Source organism: Cellulosimicrobium cellulans, from assembly GCF_016921195.1.
Taxonomy (GTDB): Bacteria; Actinomycetota; Actinomycetes; order Actinomycetales; family Cellulomonadaceae; genus Cellulosimicrobium; species Cellulosimicrobium cellulans_F.
The window spans coordinates 80,996-106,250 of sequence record NZ_JAFGYF010000004.1 but is presented as its reverse complement, the minus strand read 5'-3'; the positions used below and the strand labels follow the sequence as shown (position 1 = coordinate 106,250).

Annotated in this window: 23 protein-coding genes; 18 read left to right on the top strand and 5 right to left on the bottom strand. The window is 73.7% G+C overall.

Translation table 11 applies throughout. The annotated features are described in order from the left end of the window. The first annotated feature begins 2 nt into the window (after positions 1-2). From JN535_RS10590 to JN535_RS10575, 4 genes are read left to right on the top strand one after another with little or no spacing between them, the layout of a single operon-like run. Positions 3-971 (top strand): carbohydrate ABC transporter permease, encoded by a 969-nt coding sequence (locus JN535_RS10590; RefSeq protein WP_083711552.1) that lies wholly within the window; start codon positions 3-5, stop codon positions 969-971. Beyond that, positions 968-1,894 carry a carbohydrate ABC transporter permease gene (locus JN535_RS10585; protein WP_205205523.1) on the top strand — a complete coding sequence of 309 codons (927 nt, stop codon included), beginning with the start codon at positions 968-970 and terminating at the stop codon, positions 1,892-1,894. Before JN535_RS10590 ends, JN535_RS10585 begins: the two co-directional genes overlap by 4 nt. After that, complete coding sequence (locus JN535_RS21240; protein ID WP_205205522.1) at positions 1,891-3,390, top strand: FGGY-family carbohydrate kinase; 1,500 nt, start codon at positions 1,891-1,893, stop codon at positions 3,388-3,390. Before JN535_RS10585 ends, JN535_RS21240 begins: the two co-directional genes overlap by 4 nt. After that, positions 3,387-4,031: a class II aldolase/adducin family protein gene (locus JN535_RS10575; RefSeq protein WP_205205521.1), complete on the top strand. Its 645-nt coding sequence runs from the start codon at positions 3,387-3,389 to the stop codon at positions 4,029-4,031. Before JN535_RS21240 ends, JN535_RS10575 begins: the two co-directional genes overlap by 4 nt. Before the next feature lie 56 nt (positions 4,032-4,087). Here JN535_RS10575 and JN535_RS10570 read toward each other — a convergent pair whose 3' ends face one another. Continuing rightward, positions 4,088-5,146, bottom strand: coding sequence for a LacI family DNA-binding transcriptional regulator (locus JN535_RS10570; protein ID WP_076404334.1), 1,059 nt, complete (start codon positions 5,144-5,146; stop codon positions 4,088-4,090). Positions 5,147-5,229: 83 nt separating this feature from the next. Between JN535_RS10570 and JN535_RS10565 the strand changes: the two genes are divergently transcribed. After that, entirely contained in the window at positions 5,230-6,222 is a 993-nt protein-coding gene (locus JN535_RS10565; RefSeq protein ID WP_205205520.1) for a ketose-bisphosphate aldolase, read from the top strand. A 7-nt stretch (positions 6,223-6,229) separates the two neighbouring features. Here the strand turns inward: JN535_RS10565 and JN535_RS10560 are convergent, their stop codons facing one another. Continuing rightward, positions 6,230-7,240, bottom strand: coding sequence for a LacI family DNA-binding transcriptional regulator (locus JN535_RS10560; protein ID WP_205205519.1), 1,011 nt, complete (start codon positions 7,238-7,240; stop codon positions 6,230-6,232). Positions 7,241-7,350: 110 nt separating this feature from the next. Here JN535_RS10560 and JN535_RS10555 point away from each other — a divergent pair, with 110 nt between their 5' ends. From JN535_RS10555 to JN535_RS10535, 5 genes are all read left to right on the top strand, one after another. Then, entirely contained in the window at positions 7,351-8,013 is a 663-nt protein-coding gene (locus JN535_RS10555; RefSeq protein ID WP_021483304.1) for a GntR family transcriptional regulator, read from the top strand. Between the two features lie 163 nt (positions 8,014-8,176). Continuing rightward, positions 8,177-9,052 (top strand): dihydrodipicolinate synthase family protein, encoded by an 876-nt coding sequence (locus JN535_RS10550; protein WP_205205518.1) that lies wholly within the window; start codon positions 8,177-8,179, stop codon positions 9,050-9,052. 126 nt (positions 9,053-9,178) lie between these two features. Then, on the top strand, positions 9,179-10,618 hold the full coding sequence (locus tag JN535_RS10545) for an MFS transporter (RefSeq protein ID WP_205205517.1): 1,440 nt from the start codon (positions 9,179-9,181) through the stop codon (positions 10,616-10,618). After that, positions 10,615-11,742, top strand: a complete 1,128-nt coding sequence (locus JN535_RS10540) for a sialidase family protein (RefSeq protein WP_205205516.1) — start codon at positions 10,615-10,617, stop codon at positions 11,740-11,742. Before JN535_RS10545 ends, JN535_RS10540 begins: the two co-directional genes overlap by 4 nt. Then, positions 11,739-12,515 carry a fumarylacetoacetate hydrolase family protein gene (locus tag JN535_RS10535; protein WP_205205515.1) on the top strand — a complete coding sequence of 259 codons (777 nt, stop codon included), beginning with the start codon at positions 11,739-11,741 and terminating at the stop codon, positions 12,513-12,515. The genes JN535_RS10540 and JN535_RS10535 overlap by 4 nt, the downstream gene beginning before the upstream one ends. Positions 12,516-12,553: 38 nt before the next feature. Here the strand turns inward: JN535_RS10535 and JN535_RS10530 are convergent, their stop codons facing one another. Together JN535_RS10530 and JN535_RS10525 are read right to left on the bottom strand one after the other, a co-directional pair. Continuing rightward, positions 12,554-12,964 (bottom strand): YchJ family protein, encoded by a 411-nt coding sequence (locus JN535_RS10530; RefSeq protein WP_205205514.1) that lies wholly within the window; start codon positions 12,962-12,964, stop codon positions 12,554-12,556. Positions 12,965-13,099: 135 nt separating this feature from the next. Continuing rightward, positions 13,100-14,908 (bottom strand): carbohydrate-binding protein, encoded by a 1,809-nt coding sequence (locus JN535_RS10525; RefSeq protein ID WP_240200977.1) that lies wholly within the window; start codon positions 14,906-14,908, stop codon positions 13,100-13,102. A 147-nt stretch (positions 14,909-15,055) separates the two neighbouring features. On the opposite strand from JN535_RS10525, the gene JN535_RS10520 reads away from it, so the two are divergent. Continuing rightward, on the top strand, positions 15,056-15,748 hold the full coding sequence (locus JN535_RS10520; RefSeq protein ID WP_205205513.1) for a DUF305 domain-containing protein: 693 nt from the start codon (positions 15,056-15,058) through the stop codon (positions 15,746-15,748). 177 nt (positions 15,749-15,925) lie between these two features. Here the strand turns inward: JN535_RS10520 and JN535_RS10515 are convergent, their stop codons facing one another. After that, positions 15,926-16,906, bottom strand: coding sequence for a glycoside hydrolase family 19 protein (locus tag JN535_RS10515; RefSeq protein ID WP_205205512.1), 981 nt, complete (start codon positions 16,904-16,906; stop codon positions 15,926-15,928). Positions 16,907-17,257: 351 nt separating this feature from the next. Between JN535_RS10515 and JN535_RS10510 the strand changes: the two genes are divergently transcribed. The 7 genes from JN535_RS10510 to JN535_RS10480 all read left to right on the top strand — a co-directional run bounded on the left by JN535_RS10510 (position 17,258) and on the right by JN535_RS10480 (position 25,245). Then, positions 17,258-18,292 carry a LacI family DNA-binding transcriptional regulator gene (locus tag JN535_RS10510; protein WP_307868563.1) on the top strand — a complete coding sequence of 345 codons (1,035 nt, stop codon included), beginning with the start codon at positions 17,258-17,260 and terminating at the stop codon, positions 18,290-18,292. Then, a complete protein-coding gene (locus JN535_RS10505; protein ID WP_052877368.1) occupies positions 18,289-19,251 on the top strand; it encodes a carbohydrate ABC transporter permease in 963 nt (320 codons plus the stop codon). The genes JN535_RS10510 and JN535_RS10505 overlap by 4 nt, the downstream gene beginning before the upstream one ends. A gap of 3 nt (positions 19,252-19,254) precedes the next feature. Beyond that, positions 19,255-20,082: a carbohydrate ABC transporter permease gene (locus JN535_RS10500; protein WP_053370538.1), complete on the top strand. Its 828-nt coding sequence runs from the start codon at positions 19,255-19,257 to the stop codon at positions 20,080-20,082. Between the two features lie 42 nt (positions 20,083-20,124). After that, a complete protein-coding gene (locus JN535_RS10495; protein ID WP_205205511.1) occupies positions 20,125-21,414 on the top strand; it encodes an ABC transporter substrate-binding protein in 1,290 nt (429 codons plus the stop codon). Positions 21,415-21,524: 110 nt separating this feature from the next. Then, a complete protein-coding gene (locus JN535_RS10490; RefSeq protein ID WP_307868562.1) occupies positions 21,525-22,754 on the top strand; it encodes an ADP-ribosylglycohydrolase family protein in 1,230 nt (409 codons plus the stop codon). After that, positions 22,751-24,244 carry an ADP-ribosylglycohydrolase family protein gene (locus tag JN535_RS10485; protein WP_205205510.1) on the top strand — a complete coding sequence of 498 codons (1,494 nt, stop codon included), beginning with the start codon at positions 22,751-22,753 and terminating at the stop codon, positions 24,242-24,244. The genes JN535_RS10490 and JN535_RS10485 overlap by 4 nt, the downstream gene beginning before the upstream one ends. Continuing rightward, a complete protein-coding gene (locus JN535_RS10480) occupies positions 24,241-25,245 on the top strand; it encodes a ribokinase (RefSeq protein WP_205205509.1) in 1,005 nt (334 codons plus the stop codon). Before JN535_RS10485 ends, JN535_RS10480 begins: the two co-directional genes overlap by 4 nt. Positions 25,246-25,255: the final 10 nt, after the last annotated feature.

Here is a 25,255-nt window from a genome sequence, read left to right as displayed (position 1 = left end):
CGATGGCAGCCCTCGTCTCCGGGCGACCCGCGGCGGCGACGCCGCGGGTCGCCGGGCCGCGCGCGACGACGTCGACGGGACGCGGCACGCGTCGCCGCCAGCAGCTCGTCGCGCTCGGCTTCATCGCGCCCGCGCTCCTGCTCTTCGCGGTGTTCGTCGTGTACCCGATCGTGTTCAACGTCCAGGCGAGCACGCTCGACTGGGACGGCGTCAACGCCGGGACGCCGGTCGGCGTCCAGAACTACGCGGACCTCGCCCAGGACCCGGTCTTCCACATCACGCTGCGCAACTCGCTGCTGTGGATCCTCCTGACGATCGTGCCGCAGGCGGTCATCGGCTTCACGCTCGCGTGGCTGCTCAACACCCGGCTGCGGGGACGCACGGTGTACCGCGCGATCTTCTTCCTGCCCGCCGTCCTGTCGCCCGTCGTCGTGGGCATCGTGTGGCAGCGCCTGCTCGACCCGTTCAACGGCGTGCTCGCGCAGCTCGGGCGGGCGACCGGCCTCGAGGTCCTCACGCGCCCCTACCTGTCCGACCCGTCGACCGCGATCGTCACGGTGATCGTCGTCAACGTGTGGATGTGGTCGGGCTTCTCGATGCTGTTCTACCTCGCCGGCCTGCAGCTGCTCGACCACTCGGTCCTCGAGGCGGCGCGCATCGACGGGGCCAGCGGGTGGGCGCTCGTGCGGCGCATCGTCCTGCCGCTCCTCAAGCCGACCCACCTCTCGCTCGTCCTGCTCGGGATCATCGGCTCGCTCAAGACCTTCGAGCTCGTGTGGGTGCTCACCGAGGGCGGGCCCAACCACGCGTCGGAGCTCATGCCCACGTACATGTTCAAGGAAGCCTTCCAGCTCCAGTCGTTCGGCTACGGCGCGACGATCTCGGTCGTCCTGCTCGTCCTCGCGATCGGCTCGTCCGTCGCGATGCTGCGCACGTTCGGGGCCGGTTTCATCACGGGGGAGAAGTCATGACCGCGCTCAGCTCCGGCACCGACCGCGCGCGGCGCACGGCCGACGACACCACGGCGCCCGCCGCCGCACCCGCCCGCCGTCGGCGCGGCCACGGTCGCAGCAAGGACGTCGAGGCCCCGCCGCGGTGGTCGCACTGGGTGCTCGGCCCGCTCGCCGCGCTGTGGATGGTCCCCGTGGTGATGGTGGTCGGCATCTCGCTGCTGCCCACGTCGAACCCCTCGACGACGGCGCTCGGCCTGCTCCCCGAGGAGCCGACGCTGCGCAACTACGTGACGATCTTCGAGACCAACCCGATCCTCCAGCACCTGCTCAACAGCCTGCTCGTGTCGGTCCCGTCGATCCTCCTCGTCGTCCTCCTCGGCTCGATGACGGCGTTCGCCCTCGCCCGTCTGCGCGTGCCGTTCCGGGGCGTCGTGTTCGTCGGGCTGCTGCTCGCGCTCGTGCTGCCCATGGCGAGCATCGTCGTGGCGGTCTTCAAGATCCTCCAGGCGATCGGCCTCTACGACTCGCTGCTCGGGCTCGTCCTCGCCTACACGGCGCTCGGCCTGCCGTTCGCCGTGATCATGATCCGCACCACCTACCTCGCGATCCCCGACGAGACGTACGAGGCCGCGCTCGTCGACGGCGCGTCCGCGTGGACGATCTTCTGGCGCATCTACTTCCCGCTCGGCAAGGCAGCCGCCGCGGTCGTCGTGATCTGGCAGCTCATGATGACGTGGAACGACTTCCTCCTGCCGCTCGTCGCGATCAGCGACAACGACCTCAAGCCCCTGACGCTCGTCCCCCTCGCGTACCGCGGGATCTACCTGAGCCAGCCCGGCGCGCTGTTCGCCGTGCTCGTGCTCATCTCCGTGCCCATCGTCGTCGTCTACCTGTTCATCCAGCGGTACCTGGTGAACGGTCTCGCGGGGTCGGTCAAGTGAGCTACCTCGGCATCGACCTCGGGACCACGGGCACGCGCGTCGGCGTGTACGACGAGGGGGGGAACGAGCTCGTCGCGCGCTCGCGCCGCACGACGGTCGTGCGCCCCGCGCCGGGCCGCGCGCACGTCGACGCGGAGGCCGTGCTCGTCGGCGTCGAGGCGCTCGTGCGCGACGTCGTCGCCGAGCCCGCGGTGGCCGCGGACCCGGTGGAGGCCCTGTCCTTCTCGACGCTCGGCGAGGCCGTCGTGCCCGTCGACCGCGCCGGCCGCGCGCTCGGTCCCGCGCCACTGAGCATGGACGGCCGCGGCGCGGGCTCGGCGGACCGTCTCCGCGAGCTGCTCGGCGGCGACGCCGTCCAGGAGATCACGGGCCAGCCGCTGCACCCGATGTTCTCCGTCCACAAGGTGCGCGGGCTCCTGCCCGACGGCGTGCTGCCCGCCGCGGTGCGCACCCTGGACGACTTCGTTGCGACGCGGCTCGGCGCCGCACCGGCCGTCGACCTGACGATGGCCGCCCGCACGGGGGCGTTCGACGTGCGGACCCGCGCCTGGTCCGACGCGGTGCTCGACGCGCTCGACGTGCCCGCCGCGCTCCTGTCCCCGGTGGTCGCCGCGGGCGACGTGATCGGCGCGGTCTCCGCGGACGCCGCCGCCCGGACGGGGCTGCGCGCCGGGACGCCCGTCGTCGCGGGCGTGCACGACCAGGCCGCGGCCTTCCTCGGCGGGGGCGGACGCCCCGGCCTACGGGCCGTGTTCTCGTTCGGGTCGAGCGACTGCCTCACCGTGGGCACGCGCGCGCGGCCGGAGCGGCTCGGCGGGACCGGGCTCGCGACCTACCCCGTGGGGGCGGACCTGTGGGTCACCCTCGCGGGCACGGCGGCGGGCGGCTTCGCGCTCGACTGGTTCTCGTCGATCGTCCACCACGACCGGATCGACCCGTGGGCGTCGCTCTACGAGGTCGGTGCCGTCGACCCGCCCCCGCTCCTGGTCGCGCCCTACCTCGCCGGGTCGGGCACGCTCGACAACGACCCCGCCGCGCGGGGTGCGCTCCTCGGCCTGACGCTCGAGACGACGACGGCGCAGATCGCGCGCGCGTTCGTCGAGGCCTCGGGGTTCGAGCTCGCGAAGATCCGGGCGGCGCTCGCGGAGCGCGGGGTGGACCCGGTGGACGTGCACGCCGTCGGCGGCGGCTCGGCCAACCTCGGCGCCCTCCAGGCCCGGTCCGACGCGGCCGGGGTCCCGCTGCGCGCCGTCGTGCGCGAGGCGGCGGGGCGGGGCGCCGCGCTCCTCGCCGCGCTCGGTGCCGGCACCTTCGCGAGCGTGCTCGACCTGCCCGCCCCCGCCGTCGTGCACGAGGCGAGCCCCGACCCGCGGCACGCCGCGTGGTACGCGCGGCAGCGCGCGACGTTCGACTCGCTGCACCAGCTCCTCACCCCCGTCAGCACGTCCCTCGCCGTCGAGACCGTCGACGGCACCGCACTCAAGGAGATCGCATGACCACGCTGGACACGTTCGACCTGCAGGCCGCGCGCGAGGACGTCCTCGCGTACTGCCTGGAGTCCGTGAAGCTCGGGCTCAACTTCAACACGCAGGGCAACATCAGCCTCCGCATCCCGGGCACGTCGACGTTCCTCATCACCCCGACGGACCTCGAGTACGACCGCATGACGCCGGACGACCTCGTGGTCGTGGACGAGCACGCGAACGTCGTCGAGGGGCGGCTCCAGCCGTCGTCGGAGGTGACGGTGCACCTCGCCGTCTACGCCGCGCGCCCCGACGTCCAGGCGATCGTCCACACCGAGCCCACGTACGCGAACGTGTTCGGCGTGCTGGGCGAGCCGATCCGCGGCGCGCTCGTCAACATGGTCATCTACACCAAGGGCGACGTGCCGGTCATGCCGTTCGCCCTGAGCAACTCGACCGAGTTCGGGCGGGACATGGCGCGGTACCTCGAGGACCGCAACGCCGTCGTCTGGGCCAACCACGGCCTGCTCACGGTCGGGCCCAACCTGCGTGACGCGTTCAAGACGAGCGTGGCGGTCGAGAGCGCGGCGAAGGTCCTCTCCGCCGCGCGCGCCGTGACGGACGACCCGATCGTCCTCGACTACGCGTCGCTGGGCATCACGCACACGCTGTGACCGGGTCCGGCGCGCAGCGCCCCGCCCCGGCCGGGCCCGGCGCCCGGCCGGGCCGCCTAGCCGAGGACGTTGCGCGCCGGGTCGATCGGCACGCACCCGCACGTCGTGCCGTAGGCGATGTCGTAGTCCATGTCGAGCAGGCGCGGCGGCAACGACGGGTTGTTCATGCGCTCCGTGAGGAGCTGGACGGTCCGGGCGGCGAGCGTCGCCGCCGGGGCGACGGCGTTCGTGGGCACGAGGCCCGTCGTCCCGACGCCGGGCACGTTGTCGAACGTCGTCAGCACGACGTCGGACGGCACCTTGAGACCGAGGCGCTGCGCCGCGGTGAGCACGCCCCAGAACATGAGGCTGTTCGTCGCGAGCACGCCGAACGGCGGCTCGAGCGTCCGGAAGAGCGAGTACGCCGCGGTCGCCGCCTCCTCCGACGTCGTGAGGCCGGCGAGGACGTGGTTCTCCGTCCCCGTCCGGCTCACGACGCGCTGGAACGCGGTGTGCCGGTTGCGCAGCGTCGAGACCGCGAGGTCGCCCGCGACCAGGCACACGCGCTGCACGCGGTGCTGCTCGATCATGTGCAGCGTGAGCTGCTCGGCCGCGTGCCGCGCGTCCGGCAGCACGTGGTCGACGAGGCCGCGCACGGACGGCACCGTGCGGTCGACGACGACGGTCGGCACCGACTGCGCGAACTCCACGAGGCCCGGGGCGCCGGTCGGGAAGATGACCATGCCGTCGACGTCGAGCCGACGGAACGCGGTGAGGATCGCCTCCTCGGTGTGCAGGTCGTCGTCCGAGTCCGCCGACAGCAGCGTGGGGCTCACGTTGGCGAGCCGCTCCTGGAGCGCGCGGCTGACGGCCGCGAAGTAGTCGTTGCGCACGTCCGGGAAGACCAGCCCGACCACGCCCGTGCGCCGCTTGCGGCCGCGCGGGCGCGACTCGCCCTCCAGCCCGAGCTCGGCGATCGCGTCCTCCACGAGGCGCCGCGTCGCGGCCGCGACGTGCGGCTCGTCGTTGACGACGCGCGACACCGTCTTGATGGACACCCCCGCGCGCGCCGCGATGTCGGCGAGCCGCACGGACCGGCCACCCGCTCCCGCGGTCCGGTCGTCGTCCTGCGTCACGTCGCCTCCGCCCGTCTCTCGCTCGCACCCGTCGCCGTCCGCCCGGGCGGCACGCTCCCGACGACACGACAGGAAGGTCAGCCATGACCCTCGTCACGAACCGTACCCTGCTCGACGCCGCCGCCCGGGGTGGCTACGGCGTCGGCGCCTTCAACGTCGCGGACCTCGCGATGGCGACGGCGGTGCTCGACGCCGCGCGCGCCACGGAGAGCCCCGTCATCGTCGAGACCCTGGCCGGGTCCCACCCGTACGCCTCGGACGCGCTGTGGTGGTCCGCCCTGCGGACGGCGATCGCGGCGTACCCCGACGTCCCGGTCGCGCTGCACCTCGACCACGGTCCCGACGAGGCGACGTGCGCGCGCGCCGTCGCGGCGGGGTTCACGAGCGTCATGATCGACGGCTCGCTCGGGCCCGACGGCCGCCCCGCCGCGTTCGAGGACAACGTCGCGGTGACGCGGCGCGTCGTCGAGCACGCGCACGCGCACGGCGTGTCCGTGGAGGGCGAGCTGGGGACGATCGGCGGCTCGAAGGACGGTCGCAGCCACGCGGAGATCGTCCTCGCTGACCCGGACCAGGCCGAGGAGTTCGTGCGCCGCACCGGGGTGGACGCGCTCGCCGTCGCGATCGGGACGTCGCACGGCGCCTACAAGTTCACGAGCCCGCCCGACGGCTCCGTGCTGCACATGGACCTCGTGGAGCGCATCGCGCGGCGCGTGCCGGGGACGCACCTGGTCATGCACGGCTCGTCAGGGCTCCCGGCCGACCTCCGGGCGACGATCAACGCGCACGGCGGCGACCTGCCGGAGTCGTGGGGCGTCCCGGACGCCGAGAAGGCCCGGGCGGCGAGCCTCGGCGTGCGCAAGATCAACCAGGGCATGGACCACTACATGGCGTTCACGGCGGGCGTCCGCGTCGCGCTCGCCGCGTCGCCCGGCGACGTGGACCCGGCGGGCTACCTCGCGCTCGGCCGGGAGTGGGCGCAGCGGCTCGTCGAGGAGCGCATGGTGCTCTTCGGCCAGGCCGGGCGCGCGTCGGACGTGCTGCCCGCGGCTGCGAGCGCCGCGCCCGCGGGCTGAGACTGGCTCACGGCCCGGCGGGCGTGCCCTGGACGACGCGGCGCGCCGGGTCGTCGGCCCCGGCCAGCCGGTCGAGCAGGATCCGCGCGGCGGTCGTGCCGAGCGCCCGGGGGTCGAGCGGGACGAGCGCGACGTCGGACGTGCGCGACGTGGCGAAGGGCAGGTCGCCCACGATGCCGACCCCGAGCGCCGGCCCACCGCCCGGTCCACGGTCGCGCCCCGCGTCGGCAGGGGACGCCGCCGGGCGGCCGTGCGCGTCGGCGAGCGCGCGGAGCACCCCGACGCCCACGAGGTTGTTCGTCGCGAGGACGGCGTCCGGCGGGTCCGTCCGGCTCAGCAGGGCGACGGTCGCGTCGTACCCCCCGTCGACGCGGAAGTTGGCGTGGACCAGGAGGTGGTCCGCGGTGAGGCCGGCGCTGTCGAGCGCCTCCCGCCAGCCGCGTGCCCGGTCCACGGCCGTGCTCGTCGCGACCGGCCCGGTCACGCACGCGATCCGCCGGAACCCGCGCTCGACCAGGGCCTGCGCGGCCTGTCGCCCGAGCGCGACGTTGTCGAAGACCACCTGGTCCACGTCCTGAACCACCCGGCGGTCGATCACGACGACCGCGCGGCGCCGGGCGCGCAGCGCGGCGATCTCGGGCGCCGCGCTCGCGGGGGCGACGACGACGCCGGCCATGTTCTCGTGCTCCGCCACCGCCAGGTAGCGCTCCTCCTTGGCCGGGTCGTCGTCGGTGTTGCAGAGCACGACGGAGTACCCGGCCTCCTGGGCGACGTCCTCGACGCCGCGCGCGACGGCCGTGAAGAACGGGTTCTCGACGTCGGGCAGGACGAGCGCGACGACGTCGCTCGAGCGCCGTCGGAGCGAGCGCGCCGTCCGGTCGGGCACGTAGCCGAGGTCCTCGACCGCTGCACGGACGGCCGCGGCGAGCTCGGGTCGTACGGTCTTGCCGTTGAGGACCCGCGAGACCGTGGCCGTGGACACGCCGGCGTGCCGGGCGACGTCGACGATGCGGGTCATGACCGCGAGCGTAGCCCGGCGCCCGGGTCCTACCCGCGCGCCTGCGGCACAATGGTCCGGTCATGGGGCCGGTCGGCGGCCCCGTCGGGGGTGCGGACGAAGGGGCGAGGTTGTCGGTCGACACGGTGCGTGCGGGGTCGCTGGGGGATCGTCTCGCCCACGTCCTGAGGGTCGCGATCGTCCGGGGGGAGCTGGCGCCGGGGGAGCGGCTCGTCGAGGAGGGCGTGGCGCGCCAGTACGACGTGTCGCGCGGCCCCGTCCGCGACGCGCTGCGGGTCCTCGCGGCGGAGCACCTCGTCGAGTCCGAGCGCCGGGGGTACGTCGTGCGCGGCGTTGGCGCCGCCGACGTCGACGAGCTGTACGACGTGCGCAGCGCCTTGGAGGCGGTCGCCGTGCGCGCGGCGGCGGAGCACGCCGACGAGGTCGACTGGTCCGCGAGCGAGGCGGCTCTCGCCGGGATGCGCGAGGCGGCGGACGCCGGTGACTGGTACACGTACGCCGCCCACGACCTCGCGTTCCACTCCACGCTGTACGCCGCCGTGCCGAACCGCCGGCTGCGCACGCTGTGGGAGCAGATCGAGCCCACGTTCGCGGTCATGCTCCAGGAGACGAACAAGCAGGACGTCGACCTGCACCCGTCGTGCGCGGACCACGAGCGGCTGCTCGACGCGATCCGGACGCCGCGCCTCGACGAGGCGCTGGCCTATCTCGACGAGCACCTCGCGGGCTCGCGCCGCCGCATGAAGGACGCGCTGCAGCAGCCCCGCCGCTGAGCCCCCTCCCGCACGCCCCGGTCTGCCTCGGCAGGCCGGGGCGTCGTCGTGTCACCGGCCATGCTTCGTTGACGGTTGACTGTTAACAGTAAACGATGCCATGCTGACGGCGGCGCGAAGCAGCGCCCGCGCAGCGACGCGAGAGAGCCGAAGGAGACGTGCCATGACCACGGCACCGGAGATCATCACCCCGCCCGTCACGACCTACGACGCGTCGGGTGCGCTCGACCTGGGGGCGCTGCGCGCGCTGCTCGCCCACGTGGAGCCCGAGGTCGACGGGGTGTTCGCCGTGGGGACGACGGGCGAGTTCCCGGCCCTCGACGCCGCGGAGCGCGCCGCGCTCGTACGGACCGCCGCCGACGTGTTCGGCCCCGACCGGACGATCGCGCACGTCGGTGCCGCCTCCGTGCACGAGGCGCTCGGCCACCTGCGCGCGGCCGAGGACGCGGGTGTCCGGCGATTCGCCGCGATCACCCCCTACTACCTCACCGCGAGCGACGCGGGCGTCGTGCGCTACTACGCCACGCTGCGGGCCGCGACGGACGGTGAGCTCTACGCCTACGTCTTCCCGGACGTCGCGTGCTCCGACGTCTCGCCCGAGCTCCTCGCCGAGCTCGCCGAGCTCGGCCTCGACGGCGTCAAGACGTCCGGCGCCGCCTCGGCCCGGGTCGACGCGTACCGGGACGCGGCCCCGCGGCTCGCGCTCTGGTCGGGGAACGACGCCGATCTCCCGCACGTCGTGGCGGCCGGCGGGCGCGGGACGGTGTCCGGCGTCTCCGGCGTCGCGCCGCGCGCGTTCGCGGACCTGCGGGCGGCGCTCGCCGCGGACGACGCGGCCGCCGTCGTGCGGGCGCAGGCGGTCGTCCAACGGCTCGTCGCCGCCCTCGGGCCCAGCATCGCGCGGCTCAAGTACGGCCTCGACGTCCAGGGGCTGCCCGGCGGGACGACGCGCATGCCGGTCGACCCGCCGTCCGACGCCGTGAAGGCGGAGATCCGCGCGGCTCTCGCCGCGGCCGGGCAGGACCTCGCGGCCGCCTGACCACGCTCCACACCGCTCGACCCGCGGCACCCCGGACGGGTGCCACGGGAGGGGCCCGGGCCCTCGCCGCTGAGACCCGGGAGCCCTCACACTGAGATCAGCGGAACCCGCACCGAAGGAACAACGATGTCCGTCACCGCACCCGCGGCCCCGCTCACGAGCAGGCGGTACGCCTGGAAGGTCACGCTCTCGAGCTTCGTCGGCAACACGCTTGAGTACTACGACTTCCTCGTCTACGGCACCGCCGCCGCGATCGTCTTCCCCGCCGTGTTCTTCCCGTCCGAGAACCCGTTCGTCGCCACGCTGTCGTCGCTCGGCACGTTCGCCGTCGGGTTCCTGGCCCGCCCGCTCGGCGGCATGTTCTTCGGCCGCCGCGGCGACAAGCAGGGGCGCAAGTCCACGCTCGTCCTCACGCTCGCGATCATGGGGACCGGGACCCTGCTCATCGGCTTCCTCCCGTCCTACGACTCGATCGGCCTCCTCGCGCCCGCGCTGCTCGTCCTACTCCGGCTCGTCCAGGGCTTCGCCGTCGGCGGCGAGTGGGGCGGGTCCATGATCATCGTGCTCGAGTCCACGAACCCGCGGCACCGCGGCTTCTACACGTCGTGGCCGAACACCGGCGGCTTCTCCGCGCAGATCCTCATCACCCTCGTGTTCGCCTGGGTGTACACGCTCGACGACGCCCAGCTCCAGTCGTGGGGCTGGCGCGTGCCGTTCTGGCTCTCCGCCGTCGTGCTCGCCGTCGGCCTGTGGATGCGCCGCTCGCTCGAGGAGACGCCGGTCTTCACCGACGCCGTCGCCGGGCTCGAGAAGGAGGGCCGCAACCGCTCGCTCACCGTCGAGAACCTCGAGGCCAGCCAGGCCGCGATCCGTGAGCGCCAGGAGCGCGAGGCTGCGGCGGCCGCCGAGCCCGCGCCGCAGGCGCCCGCCCGCGGGCCGCTGGCGAGCGTCTTCCTCGAGGACTGGCGCAACCTGCTGCGCATCGTCGGGCTGCGCTTCGCCGAGGCCCTGCCGTACTTCCTGCTCACGGTCTTCGTGCTCAGCTACGGCCCGCAGCACCTCGGCATCGAGAAGGAGAGCCTCAACACCGCGATCCTCATCATGGCGGTCCTCGCGTTCCCCGCCCACGGGATCTTCTCCTGGGTCTCCGACAAGATCGGTCGCCGGCCGGTCTACTTCTTCGGGGCCCTCGTCGTGTTCGTCATGGCCTTCCCGTTCTTCGGGCTGCTCAACACGGGCAGCTTCGTGCTCATCGTGCTCGGGTACGTCCTCATGCTGAACCTCGGGCACAACGCCATCAACTCCATCCAGCCGGCGTTCTTCGCCGAGCTCTTCCCGGCGGACCGCCGCTACTCCGGCGCGGCCACCGGGCGCGAGATCGCGTCGATCGTCGCGGGCGGCCTGACGCCGTTCATCGCGACCGCGCTCGCGGGCGAGGACGGGTCGCGCTGGCAGCTCGTCGCGCTGTACGTCATGGTCGGCGCGCTCATCACGATGGTCACCGTGTGGAAGACGCCCGAGACCTTCCGGCGCGACCTCAACGTCGTCGGCGAGACCGTCCGGTGACCACGCCCGTGGAGCGCCTGCTCGTGTCGGGCGACGGCGAGGCGTGGGCCCAGTGCCACGCGTCCACCGTCGCCCGCACGGGCGGGCGCACGCTCGTCGCATGGTTCGCCGGCACCCGGGAGGGCACGCCCGACAACGCGATCTGGCTCGCCTGCGAGGAGGACGGCGCCTGGGGCGAGCCGCAGGTCGTGCTCGGCGAGGACGACGACGTGGCGTGGTGGAACCCCGTGCTCGCCGTCGCGCCCGACGGGCGGCTCTGGCTCTTCGCCCACCGGGGCGCCCGGATCTCGCGCTGGGTGACCTGGTACCGCACGTCCGCCGACCACGGCCGGACGTGGACGGCGCCGCGCGAGCTCGTCCCCGGGGACGCGAGCGGTGGCCGGGGACCGGTGAAGAACCCGCCGGTCGTCACCCCGAGCGGCGCGTGGCTCGCCCCGTCCTCGGTCGAGAGCGGGGGACCGGACCCCGTCTGGCGAGCGCGCTTCGACCGCTCCGAGGACGCCGGGGCGAGCTGGGCGCTCGCGGACGTCCCGCTCGACCGGTCGAGGCTGCGCGGCGCCGGGGTCATCCAGCCGGCGCTCTGGTCGGGGCGGTCCGGTCTCGTCGCCGTCTGCCGGTCGAGCGAGGGCGTCGTCTACCGGACGACGTCCGCGGACGACGGCCGCACGTGGACGCCCGCCGCACCCACGCGACTGCCGAACAACAACTCGGGCCTCACGGCCGTCCGGCTCCCGAGCGGGCGCGTCGCCCTGGTGCACAACCCGGTGGGGGAGGCGTGGGGCGCGCGGTGCCCGCTGAGCGTCTCGATCTCGGACGACGACGGGCTGACCTGGCACCGCGTGCTGGACCTCGAGGACGGGACCGAGGCACCCGCCACGCTCCCCGGCGCCCCCGTGCCCGCGCTGCGGGGGGACGGGCCGCCGAGCGGGTTCGCGGCCGGCGACACGGGGATCGTCACGGACGGGCGCGGCGAGTACTCCTACCCGGCGGCGACGACCGACGGCACGACGCTGCTCGTCGCCTACACCTGGCAGCGCCGGGGCATCGTCCTCGCGCGCGTGCCCCTGCGGCTCGTGGACCGGCCGGAGGGCGCCGCCGCGGGCGACCGGGCCGGGTCGTCATGAGGATCGCGCGCCTGCGCACCGCGCACGGTCCGCGCGCCGCCGTGCTCGACGGCGACGCCTGGGACGTGCTCGTCGCGGACGTCCCCGAGCCCGCGACAGGTCGCGACGGCCGCCCGGCGCTGCCCGCGTCGAGCGGCGTGCGGGTCCGCGCCGACGACCCCGGGCTCGACGGCGCCCTGCTCGCGCCGTGCCGCCCGCGCGTGGTGGTCGGGATGGCGCACAACAGCGGACCCGAGGGGCGGGCGCTGCCCCCGCAGGCGTTCCTCAAGTCGGCGCGCACGGTCGTCGGGCCGGGGGCCGTCGTCCGGCACGACCGCGCGCTGGGGCGCCTGGTGGCGGAGGCGGAGGCCGCGGTCGTCGTGGGGCGACCGTGCCGCGACCTGCGGCCCGACGACGTCCCCGGGGCGATCCTCGGCTGCACCGTCGCCGACGACCTCACGGCCGACGACCAGGTGCCGCTCGACGCGATGATGACGCGCGCGAAGAACGGCACTGGGTTCACGCCGCTCGGCCCGTGGATCGACACCGCCGCCACGCTCGACGACGCCGCGCTCGTCGTCGCGGTGGACGGGGTGGAGCGAGCGCGGTCCACCACCGCGGGGCTCTCCTACGACGTCGTCGAGCAGCTCGTGTTCCTCACGCGCCACCTCGAGCTCGGCCCGGGGGACGTCGTGCTCACGGGTGCGCACCGGTCGGCCGTGCCCGTCGAGGGCGGGGTCGAGGTCGCGCTCGAGGTCGGCGGGGTGGGCACGCTGCGCCACCGCGTCGCCTGAGCCTCCGGGACGCCCCGAGGGTGCCGGACTGGAGGGCGCTAGCCCTGCACCACGCCGTCGACGTAGGACCAGCGGTCGCCCTCCCGGACGAAGCGGCTGACCTCGTGGAGCCGGCCGCGGTCGGCCGGGTGGGCGCGCGAGCGGTGGTGCGCGACGAACTCCACGACCCCTGTCGTGTCGAAGGGGCCGCCCGCCTCGGTGTGCACGACGTCGAGCCGACGCCACTCCACGTCGTCGTCGAGCTCGAGGTCGGCGGGCCGGGTGGAGGGGTGCCACGTGGCGCGGAGGTAGTCGGCGTCGCCGACGGCGAACGCGCTGTAGCGCGAGCGCATGAGCGCCTCGGCGGTCGGCGCGGGCGACCCGGCGTGGTACCGGCCGCAGCACGACCCGTAGGTGTCGCCGGAGAGGCACGGGCAGCGCGCGCCGTCGTCGAGCAGGTTCCCGGTCATGCGGCCGCATCCTACGGGTGGGCACGTGCTGACGGGCCCCGCGCGACGACGCCCGCCCACCGGGGTGGACGGGCGCCGTCTGCCGGGTGCGTCAGCCCGGCGCCCCGCTCGGGCGTGGCGCCCGGGCGAGGCGCGTCAGTCCTGCGGTTCCCACGGGCCCCAGCGGTCGCCGGGCTCCTGGTTCCGGGTCCACCACTTCGCGGTGTACGTCGTTCCCTCGTGGGTCACGGTGTCGCCCTTGACGTAGACCCGGCTCGGTTTCCACGCGCCGACCCCGTCCGCGTCGACCCCGGCGATCTCCTCCCACGGGCCCCACGCGTCGGCGCCGGGCACCTGGCCCTTGGTCCACCACTGCGCGCGCCAGACGGCGCCCGCGTAGGTGACCGTGGTGCCGCCCGCGTACGCGGTGGTCTTCGACCACGCCGGCGGCTCGATGTACGTCGGCTGGGCCTGCGGGTTGAACTCGTCCGTCACGACCGACTTCGCGGCGTTCGTCACCGGGTCGTCGAGCAGCAGCACGTCGAGGCCCTGCTGGATGTCGTTCGAGATGATCGCGCCGTTGTACCAGTACGCCGACCACGAGCCGCCGAGGATCAGACGCTCCGAGGAGAGCGGTCCGCGGTCGAACCACGCGATCTCGACCGGGTTCGCCGAGTCCGTGAAGTCCCACACCGAGATGCCGCCCTGGTACCAGGCCTGGACCATGATGTCGCGCCCCGGGACGGGGATGAGCGAGCCGTTGTGCGCCACGCAGTTCTCCGTCGCGGCCTGCTCGCGCTCGATCTTGTAGTAGCTCTTGAACACGAGCTCGCCGTCCACGATGTCGTAGATGGCGTCCGCGCCCTTCTCGGGCCCGACTGTCGGGTTGCACGTCGGCGCGCCGCCGCCGCCGAGCTCGTCCGTGAAGACGACCTTGGTGCCGGCGTTGTTGAACGTCGCCGAGTGCCAGAAGGCGAAGTTCGTGGTGTCGCGGACGACCTCGGTGACCACCGGGTGCGCGCGGTCGGAGATGTCCATGAGGATGCCGTCGCCCATGCACGCGCCCGCCGCGAGGTCCTTCGACGGGTAGGTCGTGATGTCGTGGCAGCCCGACGTCGTGCTGGAGCCGTTGCCGCCCGGGTTGCCGCCGTCGGGGAAGAGGACGGGCGTCGAGACGAGCTCCGCCGCGGCGGGGTCGTCGAGCGGGATCTGCACGACCGAGATGAGGTCGTGCGGCGGCTGGCAGTCGGGGAACGCCGCGTTCGGGCTGTACGACGAGACGTAGACGAACAGCTCCTCGCCGTCCTGCGACGGCGCGAGCGAGTGGGTGTGGGAGCCGCACTGGGTCTCGACCGACGCCACGTACTGCGGCGACGTCGGCTCGGAGATGTCGAAGACCTTGATGCCCTCCCACGAGTCCTTGATCGTGGCGCTCTGGGCGACGTTCTCGCACGAGTCGTTGCTGCGCGAGGAGTCGGTGCTGAGGACGAGCAGGTCGCCGTAGACCGAGATGTCGTTCTGGGACCCGGGGCAGACGACCTGGGCGACCTGCTGCGGGGCTGTCGGGTTCGCGACGTCGTACACCGTGAACCCGCCGTAGTTCCCGGCGAACGCGTACCGGCCCTGGAACGCGAGGTCGGTGCTGTACTGGCCCTCGGGCGTGAAGTCGCCGTTCTTCGGGATGTTCGCGACGTGGGTCAGGTTGGGGCTGCCGGCGACCTCTCCGGGCGCCAGGACGTCGGTGGCCTGGGCGAGGGGAGCGATGCGCTGGGCGGGGAGGTCCGCGAGCGAGGCGGCGGCCTGCTCGGTGAGCGCGGCCACCGCCTCGGGAGAGCCGTCGGACGGTTCGGCGGCCGCCGACGAGGCGACCGCGAGGGAGGAGACGGCGAGCGTGGCCGCCATGGACGAGGCGAGCAGGACCCGGCGTCGTTGCCGGCGCGTCTGCCCGTGCGTCGTTCGATGCACCTGGGAAACACCTCCTTGGTAGGGTTCTGCGAATTCTGACCGGCAGATGTGATCTGTACCACTCAAACCGGGCAGTTCCCGGCGACCTTTTACACGGAGGGAACAGGACGGGTGCAGAGTTTTCCCAGCCGTAACGCAGCCCCGGCCATGGGCGCACGTGCCCTGACCTGGGGCGCGGTCGTGCTCGGCGTCGTGCTGGGGGCAGCGGCGTGCACGCCCGACCCGGCGCCGACCCCGACACCGTCGAGCGTCGTGGTCCAGCCCGGTCGACCGGGCGAGGAAGCGACGACGGTCGCCCCCGAGGACTACGGCGCCACGCCCGAGGAGGGCTCCTGGAACCAGGCGGACGCGGCGTTCGTCACGGGGATGATCGAGCACCACCTCCAGGCGCTCGAGATCGCGGCGCTCGCGCCCGACCGCGCCGGGTCGGACGCCGTCCGGTCGTTCGCGGAGCGCGTCACCGCCGCGCAGGGCCCCGAGGTGCACGCGCTCGCGTCGTGGCTGCAGGCGCGCGACCTGGCCGTCCCGGACGGAGTGGACGACGACGGCGGGACCGGCCCGCGCGCGCCCGGTGGCGGTGCGGGCGGGCACGAGGGCCACGGCGCTGGTGCCGGCATGCTGAGCGACGAGCAGCTCGCCGCGATCGAGGCCGCGAGCGGCGCGGAGTTCGACCGCCTCTTCCTCGAGGGGATGATCCAGCACCACGAGGGCGCGCTCGCCATGGTCGACGTCGTGCTCGTCGAGGGCCAGGACCTCTTCGCGAACGAGATCGCGGCCGAGACCGCGGCCGGTCAGGGCGGCGAGATCGACCGTATGCGCGACCTCCTCGCCACCCTCTGACGCACCGAGCCAGAGCCGAGACCCCGCGAGAGAGAACCGCGGTCACGCGAGGTAGAACCATGGTTGCGCGAGGTAGAACCGTGGTTCGATCGCCCGGTGCTGTTGCCCGCGACGCGCGCGACCGTGGCCCGCCCCGGCGTCGGGACGGGCCACGTTCACCTGCTCGGGACGGCGAGGTCAGCAGTAGAGGTTTGCGCCCGTCGTCGTGCCGAGGATCTGGGCGAAGCGCTGGAAGGCGGTCACGCGCGACTGGACCTGGGCCGGGTTGCCGCCGTTGCACTCGATCGAGCCGTTGATCGAGCGGATCGACTCGCCGAAGCCGGCGCCGGAGACGATCGCCTGGTGCCCGGACATCGAGCCCGCACCGGACTGCGTGTTCCAGAACCACAGCCCGGTCTTCCACGCGACGGCCGAGTTCTGCTCCACGAGGTACGGGTTGTTCAGCAGGTCGATGCCGAGCGCGTCGCCTGCGGCCTTGTAGTTGTAGTTCCAGCTCAACTGGACGGGGCCCTTGCCGTAGTACGCGCTCTGGCCCGCAGGGCAGCCGTACGGCTGCGAGTAGTCGCAGTAGTGCGGGTAGTTCGCGGTGTTGATCTCCTTGACGTGGACGAGCCCGCCGGTCTCGTGGTTGACGTTCGCGAGGAACGCCGCGGCCTCGCGCTTGGCGACCTCAGTGCCGCCCGTCGTCGCGAAGCCCGGGTAGGCCGACAGCGCGTCGACGAGGCCCTGGTACGTGTAGAACGGGTTCCGGTTCGGGAACATCTGGTTGAACTGCGCCTCGGAGACGACGAAGCCGCTCGGGGTGCCGGGGTTCCCGGGGTTGCCCGGGTCGGTCCCGCCGCCGCACGCACCCTGCGAGCGCCAGACGCCCCACTCGCCGGTGGTGCCGGGCGTCTCGCCCTGGGTCCACCAGCCGGCCTTCCAGTTCTGGCCGCCGTGGGAGACGACGGCGCCGCCCAGGTAGACCGTCCCGGCGCTCCACGCGGGTGCGCACGTCGCGGCGTGCGCCCGCGACGCCGGGCCGGCGACGGTCCAGGAGAGCGCTCCCACGAGCGCGAGAAGAACGGCGAGGAGCAGGGCGAGGGGTCGGGTCGCGGGGCGTGCGGTGATCGCGGTGGGCGCCGCGGGGGAGGACGACGCCGGGGCTCGGGTGTGCATCGGTGCACCTTTCGTCGGTGGTCGGGTCGGTTCGAGCCTGACCGCGCCGTGTCGTCGTGGACAACCCCCGTACGAGGATCCCCGTACCCGTGGGAGGCCGAGGTAGAGCCCTGGTCCCGCGAGGTAGAGCCCTGGTCCCGCGAGGTAGAGCCGTGGTCCCTACCTCGGTTCTATCTCGCGGGACCAGGGCTCTACCTCGCTGCCGCCGGGATGAAGGCGGGTGTGCGGGGTTGACGTCCGGGCGGGGCGGGTGCGAGAGTGTCCGCAACCCGGAAACGTTTCCAGGGTTCCCCTGGGTGGGAAGTTGGAAACGTTTCCAGACGCGATCCTTCGACGACGAGGTGGACGACAGTGACGTCATCACGCGCCACGCTGATCCAGGTGGCACAGCGGGCCGGGGTCTCCCTGGCCTCGACCTCCCGCGCCCTGCACGGGACGGGCGCGAGCCCGGCGATGGTCGAGCGCGTGCGCGCCGCGGCCACCGAGCTCGGCTACAGCCCGGACGCCATCGGGCGGTCCCTGCGCCTGAAGAAGACGTTCCAGGTCGCGTTCGCCGTCGCCGACATCGGCAACCCCGTCTACGTCGAGATGATGACGGCGATCCACGAGGTCCTCGCGCCGCACGGCTACCGCGTCGTCGTCATGACGACGGGGGACACGACGACCTCGACCGTCGAGCTCGTGCGCAGCCTGTCGAGCGGCTTCGTCGACGCCATGATCCTCAGCCCGCTGCGCACCGACGACGAGCTCGTCGAGGAGATCCGGCAGGCGCCCGTCCCCGTCGTCGTCATCGGCCGCAGCCTCGCCGACCACGGCATCGACTCGGTCTCCACCGACTCGGCGGGCGGCATCGGCGAGGCCGTGCGCCACCTGCTCGACCTCGGCCGCCGCCGGCTCGCGTTCCTCAACGGCCCGCTCGACACGACGCCGGGTGAGGCACGCCAGCGCGGCTTCGACGCCGCGACGCGCGCCGACGGGTTCAGCGGGGAGCGCGCGGACGCGGTCGTCGCCACGGACTTCACCGTGGCCGCGGGACTCGCCGCGACGCGCGCGCTCCTCGACGCGTCCGACGGCGCCACCCGCCCGGACGCGATCGTCGCGGCCAACGACCTGCTCGCCATCGGCGCGATCCGCGCGGTGCGCGAGCGCGGGCTGTCGGTCCCCGAGGACGTGGCGGTGACCGGGATGGACGACACCGAGATCGGCCGCGTGTTCCAGCCCAGCCTCACGAGCGTCTCGCTCGGCTCGACCGAGCGCGGGCGCATCGCCGCGGAGCTCGTCGTCGACCTCGTGGACGGCGACGCGCAGGCCGGGCGGCACCGCGCCGTCGGGCCCCGGCTCGCGGTGCGCGAGTCGACCGCCGACGCCGGAGGGGGTTCCCGATGAGCGCGCCGACCCTCGCGGGCGACCCGCACGCCGCGGCCGCCCGTCGCCCCGACCGTGGCGCCCCGCGACGGACCGGCGGGATGGCCCGCGCCAAGCGGCGCGAGGCGATCGCGCTCGTCATGCCGTCGCTCCTGCCGATCCTCGTGCTGAGCGTCGCGCCGCTCGTCATGGGCGTCGCGCTCGCGTTCACCGACGCCCGGCTCGTGCGGCACCCGGACTACCAGTTCGTGGGCGTCGACAACTTCGTGCGCCTCGCCGACAACTCGTTCTTCTGGGACTCGTTCCGCATCGGCATGATCTGGGCCGTCTCGGTGACGCTGCTCCAGCTCGTCGCGGCGATGGGCCTCGCGCTCCTGCTCAACTCCGGGCTCCGGCTCCAGGGGCTGACGCGTGTGCTCGCGCTCATCCCGTGGGCCATGCCGCCGGTCGTCGTGGCGATCATGTGGCAGATGATCTACTCGCCCAACGCGGGGCCGCTCAACGCATTCCTCGGCGCTCTGGGCCTGCCGGACGACATCAACTGGCTCGCGGACTTCTCGACCGCGCTGCCCGCGGTGATCGTCGTCGGCGTGTGGGTCGGCATGCCGCAGACCACGGTGACGCTGCTCGCCGGGCTCCAGCAGATCCCGGACGAGCTCCACGAGGCCGCCGCGATGGACGGCGCGGGCGCGTGGCGCCGCTTCACCGCGGTGACGCTCCCCAGCCTGCGGCCCATCATCACGTCCATCACGTCGCTGAACTTCATCTGGAACTTCAACTCGTTCTCGCTGGTCTACGTGCTCACCGAGGGCGGGCCTGGCGGCCGGACCATGCTGCCGATGCTCTTCACCTACCTGGAGGCGTTCAAGAACCGGAACATCGGCTACGCCGCCGCGATGGGCGTCGTGCTCGTGGTGGTCGTCGTCCTCCTGCTCGCGATCTACCTGCGGTCGCAGTTCCGCTCCGAGAAGGAGAGCTGACCCGTGCGCGCACTCGTCCGCCCGGCCCAGTACGTGGCCCTCGCGTTCTACATCCTCTTCCTCGGCTTCCCGCTGCTCTGGCTCATCTCCGCGTCGCTCAAGTCGTCGGGCGAGCTCAACTCGCTGACCGTGAGCCTGATCCCGCAGGACTTTCACTGGGAGAACTACTCCCAGGCGCTCTCGCGGCAGGGCCTCGTGCGCTCGGCGTGGAACAGCGCGATCGTCGCGGTCGTCTCGACGGCTCTCGTCATCGTCATCGCGCTGCCCGCGTCGTACGTGCTCGCGCGGTTGCGCGGCAAGATCCGCGCGGCAGGCGTGGGCTGGATCCTCGTGAGCCAGGTGTTCCCGGTGATCCTCATCATCCTGCCGCTGTTCCTCATCCTGCGGACCATCGGCCTCACGGACTCGCTCGTCGGGCTCACGCTCGTCCACACCACGTACACGCTGCCGTTCGCGCTGTGGATGATGCAGGGCTACGTCTCCGCGATCCCGGTCGACCTCGAGGAGGCGGGCTCGATGGACGGCGCGAGCCGGTTCACCGTGCTCCGCACGATCGTCTTCCCGCTCCTCATGCCGGGCATCGTCGCGACGGCGATGTTCAGCTTCGTGTCGTCGTGGAACGAGTTCTTCTTCGCGCTCGTGCTGCTCCAGTCACCCGAGAACTACACGCTGCCCATCACGCTGAAGATGTTCATCGGCGGCGAGGGCAAGGTGGCGCTCGGCCCCCTCGCCGCGGGCTCCGTGCTCGCGGCCATCCCCAGCATCGTCTTCTTCTCGATCATGCAGAAGAAGCTCACCGGCGGCCTGCTGTCCGGCGCCGTCAAGGGGTGACCCCATGAACCCCCGAACCGCCCCCACCCGAAAGGTAGAACCATGAAGACTCGTGGTGCGTCCATCGCCGCATGCCTCACGATCACGACCCTGCTCGTCGCGTCCTGCTCCAGCGGGGGCGGCAGCGGGGACGACGGCGCCGACGGCGGCCCGGTCACGCTGAAGTTCCAGTCGCTGTCCGACCAGCCGGCCGCCATCGAGGCGACCGAGAAGATCGTCGCGGACTGGAACGAGGCCAACCCCGACGTCCAGGTCGAGATCGTGCCCGCGGGCTGGGACGGGATCTACGACAAGCTCATCACGCAGTTCAACGGCGGCGCCGCGCCGGACATCATCCACTACGAGGCCGCGAGCATCGTGCCCTTCGCCGTGGACGGCTACCTGGCCGACCTGTCCGAGTACATGTCGGACGAGAAGCGCGCCGACATCCCCGAGGGCATCCTCGACTCCGTCACGGTCGACGACCAGGTCATCGCGTACCCGACCGAGCTGCAGTCCTACATGGTGTTCGCCAACAGGACGATGCTCGAGGCCGCGGGCGTCGAGATCCCCACGGGCGACACGATGACGTGGGACGAGCTGCGCGAGATCGCGAAGGCCACCACCAAGGACGGCGCGTACGGGCTCGGGTGGGGGCTCGCGAGCCCGACGGCCGCGTTCATGGCCATGGCGCCCGGCTTCGGCGGCCAGTACTTCGAGGGCACCGGCGCCGACGCGAGCATCACGATCGGCGAGGGCGAGATGGCCCTGCCGGAGCTCGTCGACGAGATGGCGCACACCGACAACACGGTGCTCCCGGTGACGCTCACGCAGTCGGGCTCGGAGACGCTCGCGTCGTTCTACGGCGGCCAGGTCGCCATGACGATCCAGGGCTCGTTCCAGGCCGCGAACATCGCCAACGACGCGCCCGAGGGCTTCGACTGGGTCGTGCTGCCCCCGCTCGAGGGCCCCGACGGCGCCGAGCAGGCCGCCAACCCGCAGACGCTCTCGGTGAACATCGACTCCGAGCACGTCGAGGAGTCCGCGGAGTTCATCGAGTTCTTCACCGACACGGAGAACCTCGCCGCGCTCAACGAGGCGGACGCGCTCATCCCGGCCACCACGTCGGCGCAGGAGGCCATGGCGGCCTCGCTCGGCGACGAGAACGGCTGGTCGACGATCCTCTCGTCCGGCCAGTACCTCACCTCGGCCCCGTACCTGTTCGTCGACGCGTACGCGCAGTGGAAGGACACGGTCGCGACGCCCGCGTACCAGAAGTTCCTCGCCCAGGAGATCGACGCCGACCAGCTCGCGACCGAGCTCGAGTCGGGCTGGGACGAGATCACCAAGTAGCAGGACAAGCGGCGGGGCGGCCGAAGGACGGCCGCCCCGCCGGGAACCGCGGCCCCCACGGGTCGCACCGGGCGCGACCCGCGCCGAGAGAGATCGACAGGGAGTGGACCGTGACCTGGCTGGACGACCGAGCGGTGGCAGTGATCACCGGAGCGGCGGTGGGGGACGCGCTGGGGGGCGCCACCGAGGGCTGGACCCCCGAGCAGATCGAGGAGCGCCACGGGGGGCGCGTGACCGGGATCGTCGAGCCCTGGTACCCGAACTGGCAGGACGCGCGTCCGATCGCGCCCTACCACAAGGGCGACGGGCACGTCACCGACGACACCCTCATGACGCGCGCGCTCGTGGAGGTGTACGCGAAGCGCCGCGAGCACCTCGACGCGTACGCGATGGCCGAGGACCTCGTGCCGCTCATGATCGGCGAGCCACGCTGGATCCCCGAGCTCGAGTCGACCGCGCTGCTGCTCCAGCGCGTGTTCCTCGCCGAGAAGTGGATCGTCGCGCGCCTGCACTACGGGCACGTGGACCCGCGCGAGGCGGGCGTCGGGAACGTCGTCAACTGCGGCGCCGCGATGTACGTCGCGCCCGTCGGCCTCGCCAACGCGGGCGACCCGCGCGGCGCGTACGCCGAGGCGATCGACCTCACCGGCGCGCACCAGTCGAGCTACGGCCGCGAGGCCGCGGGCGTGTTCGCGGCCATGGTCGCCGCGTCCGTCGCGCCGGGGGCCACGGTCGACGACGTCGTGCACGCCGCGCTCGACGTCGCGCACGACGGCACGGCCGCGGCGCTCCGGGCCGTGGTCGACGCGTTCGACGGCTGGACGACGGCGCCCACGACGGACGAGGAGGAGCGCGCCCTCGCGCGGCTCATCCGTGACACGGTCGCGCCGTTCGACTCCGTCGGGCCCGCGTACCGGCAGATGTCCATGGACGCGCGCCGCCCGTCGCGCACCAAGTCCATCGAGGAGCTTCCCGCGGCGCTCGGCTTCGTGCTCGGGCACCGCGGCGACTTCCGCGGCGCGGTCCTCGGCGCCGTGAACTACGGGCGCGACGCCGACTCGATCGCCGTCATGGCCGGTGCGGTGTGCGCGGGGCTGGGCGGGACGGCCGTCGTGCCGGACGAGTGGCTCGACGCGATCGAGGAGGCGAGCCGCATGGACATCCGCGAGACCGGCCGGCTCATGGCGTCGGCCGCCGCCGACATCCTCCGTGCGGACCGCGAGCGCGCCACGTCGCGCCTGCGCGCGCTCGCCGAGCTCGGCAACGCGTCCGTGGACGGGCCGGCCCCCGGGGTGCACGACGGCGCGGCGCGGGCCGCGCGGGCGGGTGGCCCGGCGTGAGGCTGACCTGGGCCCAGCCCGAGGACCTGCTCGCGCACGAGCTCGTCCAGTCCGCGGCGGAGGGCAAGGACGCTGCGGCGCTCGCGGACGTGCGCGAGCGCTGGGTCGCCGCGGGCGGCGACCCCGCCCCCGCGGTGAGCGGGGCCGGCCCCGTCCCCGCGACCCCGGAGCTGCGTGCGCTCGCGCGCGACCTGCTCGTGGAGCTCGACGCGCTGCCCGCGGCGCCCGCGCCGCACGAGCCCGACGACTGGGACGCGATCCTCACCACGCTCCCGGCGGCGCCCGGCCTGCCCACCCGCCCGGGCGCCGTCGGGTCCTCCGCCGGCATCGCGGCCGGTGCGGCAACCGGAACCGCCGCCGACGCCGCGTACGCGGACCGCGTGCTCGGCGCGTGGACCGGGCGCGCGGCGGGCTGCCTGCTCGGCAAGCCCGTGGAGAAGATCCCGCGCGCCGGGATCGAGGAGATCCTGCGCGCGACGGGCCGGTGGCCCCTCGACCGCTGGTTCACCGCCGTCGGGCTGCCCGACGACGTCGCCGCGCGCTGGCCGTGGAACCGGCGCAGCGCCCCGACGTCGCTCGAGGAGAACATCGACGGGATGCCCGAGGACGACGACCTCAACTACCCGATCCTCGCGCTCGCCCTGCTGGAGCGGCACGGGCGCGGCTTCACGACGGACGACGTCGCGCAGCTCTGGCTCGACGCGCTGCCCGCGGGCCGCGTGTTCACGGCCGAGCGCGCCGCCTACCGCAACATCCTCGACGCGCGGCCGGTGCCGGAGACGGCGACGCACCACAACCCGTTCCGGGAGTGGATCGGCGCGCTCATCCGTACGGACGTGCTCGGCTGGGTCTCGCCCGGCGACGTGCGCGAGGCGGCGCGCCTCGCGTGGACGGACGCGCGGCTGAGCCACACGCGCAACGGCGTGTACGGCGCGATGTGGGCGGCCGCGCTCGCGTCGGCGGCCATGGTCTGCGAGACGGTCGACGAGGTGCTCGACGCGGCGGACGCCGTCGTGCCGCCGGGCAGCCGGCTGGCCGCCGCGATCCGGCTCGGCCGCGACGCGGGCCGCGACGGCGACGCGTCGGAGGCGGGCGTGCGCGCCGGGCTCGACGCGATCCACGCCGCGTACGGCGACCTGCACTGGGTGCACGTGCTCAACAACGCCGCGGTCATCGCCTACGCGCTCTCGGCGGGGCGCGGTGCGGACGGCCGCGGCGACTTCGGCGCGAGCGTCGCGATCGCCGTCACCGCGGGCTGGGACACCGACTCCGCGGGCGCGACGGTCGGCGGCGTGGTGGGTGCGCTGCAGGGCGTCGACGGGATCGGCCAGCGGTGGACGCGCCCGCTCGACGGCCACATCGCGACCTCGCTGCCCGGCGGCGAGCAGAGGATCGTGGACCTCGCGGCGCGGACGGTCGCGCTCGCGGCGACGCCGGTCGAGGTGGCCGGGGGAGCCGCGCAGGGAGCCACGGAGGAGGCAGGCGCATGAGCACGACGTCGGACGGGACACCTGACCGGACGCAGCACGGGACGCCGGACGGCACGGTCCCGGGCACGTCCGGACGGGTCGTGGTGGTCGGGTCGGCGAACGTCGACCTCGTCGTCGACGTGCCGCGCCATCCCGGCGGCGGCGAGACCATCCTCGGCGGCGAGCTGCGGCGCAACCCCGGCGGCAAGGGCGCGAACCAGGCCGTCGGCGCGGCGCGCGCGGGCGGCGCCGACACGACGTTCGTCGGAGCGCTCGGGCACGACGACGCGGCGGACCTGCTGCTCGCGTCGCTCGACCGCGGCGGGGTGCGGACGGACCTCGTCGAGCGCGTGGAGGCCGCGACGGGCACCGCGCTCATCACCGTCTCGCCCGACGGCGAGAACGCGATCGTCGTCGCGCCCGGCGCGAACTCGCACGTGACGGTCGGCGCGGCGCAGGCCGAGCGGATCGCCGCCGCGGACGTCGTGCTCGCGCAGCTCGAGATCCCGCTCGACGTCGTGCGCGCCGCCGCCGCGGCGCGCCGCCCGGGCGCGCTGCTGGTCCTCAACGCCGCGCCGTCGCGCGACCTGCCGGACGACCTCTGGGCGGAGGTCGACGTGCTCGTGGTCAACGAGCACGAGGCGGCGGACCTGGCGGGGGCCTCCGGGGACGGCGAGCCGAGCGTGCTCGCCGGGCTGCTGCTGGAGCGCGTGCCGGCCGTCGTCGTGACGCTCGGGGGAGAGGGCAGCCTCGTGGCGGAGCGTCGTGCGGGCGGGCCCCTGCTCACGACCGTCCCCGCGATCCCCGTCGAGGCCGTGGACACGACCGGCGCGGGCGACACGTTCTGCGGCGTCCTCGCCGCCGCGCTCGCGCGCGGCGCGGACCTGCCGGACGCCGCCCGGCTGGCCGCCGCCGCGGGCGCGCTCGCCGTGACCCGGCCCGGCGCGCAGGACGCCGTGCCGGACGCCGCGGACGTCGTCGCGCTCGCCGAGCGGGCCGAGAACCCCACCCGACCGACCTGAGCCCGTCCGC

Excerpts from the sequence above, each read along its gene's own strand:
- JN535_RS10535 (WP_205205515.1), top strand. The coding sequence starts at position 11,739 with ATGAGGATCGCGCGCCTGCGCACCGCGCACGGTCCGCGCGCCGCCGTG.
- JN535_RS10590 (WP_083711552.1), top strand. The coding sequence starts at position 3 with ATGGCAGCCCTCGTCTCCGGGCGACCCGCGGCGGCGACGCCGCGGGTC.
- JN535_RS10560 (WP_205205519.1), bottom strand. The coding sequence starts at position 7,240 with ATGACCCGCATCGTCGACGTCGCCCGGCACGCCGGCGTGTCCACGGCC.
- JN535_RS10480 (WP_205205509.1), top strand. The coding sequence starts at position 24,241 with ATGAGCACGACGTCGGACGGGACACCTGACCGGACGCAGCACGGGACG.
- JN535_RS10575 (WP_205205521.1), top strand. The coding sequence starts at position 3,387 with ATGACCACGCTGGACACGTTCGACCTGCAGGCCGCGCGCGAGGACGTC.
- JN535_RS10515 (WP_205205512.1), bottom strand. The coding sequence starts at position 16,906 with ATGCACACCCGAGCCCCGGCGTCGTCCTCCCCCGCGGCGCCCACCGCG.
- JN535_RS10565 (WP_205205520.1), top strand. The coding sequence starts at position 5,230 with ATGACCCTCGTCACGAACCGTACCCTGCTCGACGCCGCCGCCCGGGGT.
- JN535_RS10495 (WP_205205511.1), top strand. The coding sequence starts at position 20,125 with ATGAAGACTCGTGGTGCGTCCATCGCCGCATGCCTCACGATCACGACC.
- JN535_RS10550 (WP_205205518.1), top strand. The coding sequence starts at position 8,177 with ATGACCACGGCACCGGAGATCATCACCCCGCCCGTCACGACCTACGAC.
- JN535_RS10505 (WP_052877368.1), top strand. The coding sequence starts at position 18,289 with ATGAGCGCGCCGACCCTCGCGGGCGACCCGCACGCCGCGGCCGCCCGT.
- JN535_RS10545 (WP_205205517.1), top strand. The coding sequence starts at position 9,179 with ATGTCCGTCACCGCACCCGCGGCCCCGCTCACGAGCAGGCGGTACGCC.
- JN535_RS10585 (WP_205205523.1), top strand. The coding sequence starts at position 968 with ATGACCGCGCTCAGCTCCGGCACCGACCGCGCGCGGCGCACGGCCGAC.
- JN535_RS10530 (WP_205205514.1), bottom strand. The coding sequence starts at position 12,964 with ATGACCGGGAACCTGCTCGACGACGGCGCGCGCTGCCCGTGCCTCTCC.
- JN535_RS10520 (WP_205205513.1), top strand. The coding sequence starts at position 15,056 with ATGGGCGCACGTGCCCTGACCTGGGGCGCGGTCGTGCTCGGCGTCGTG.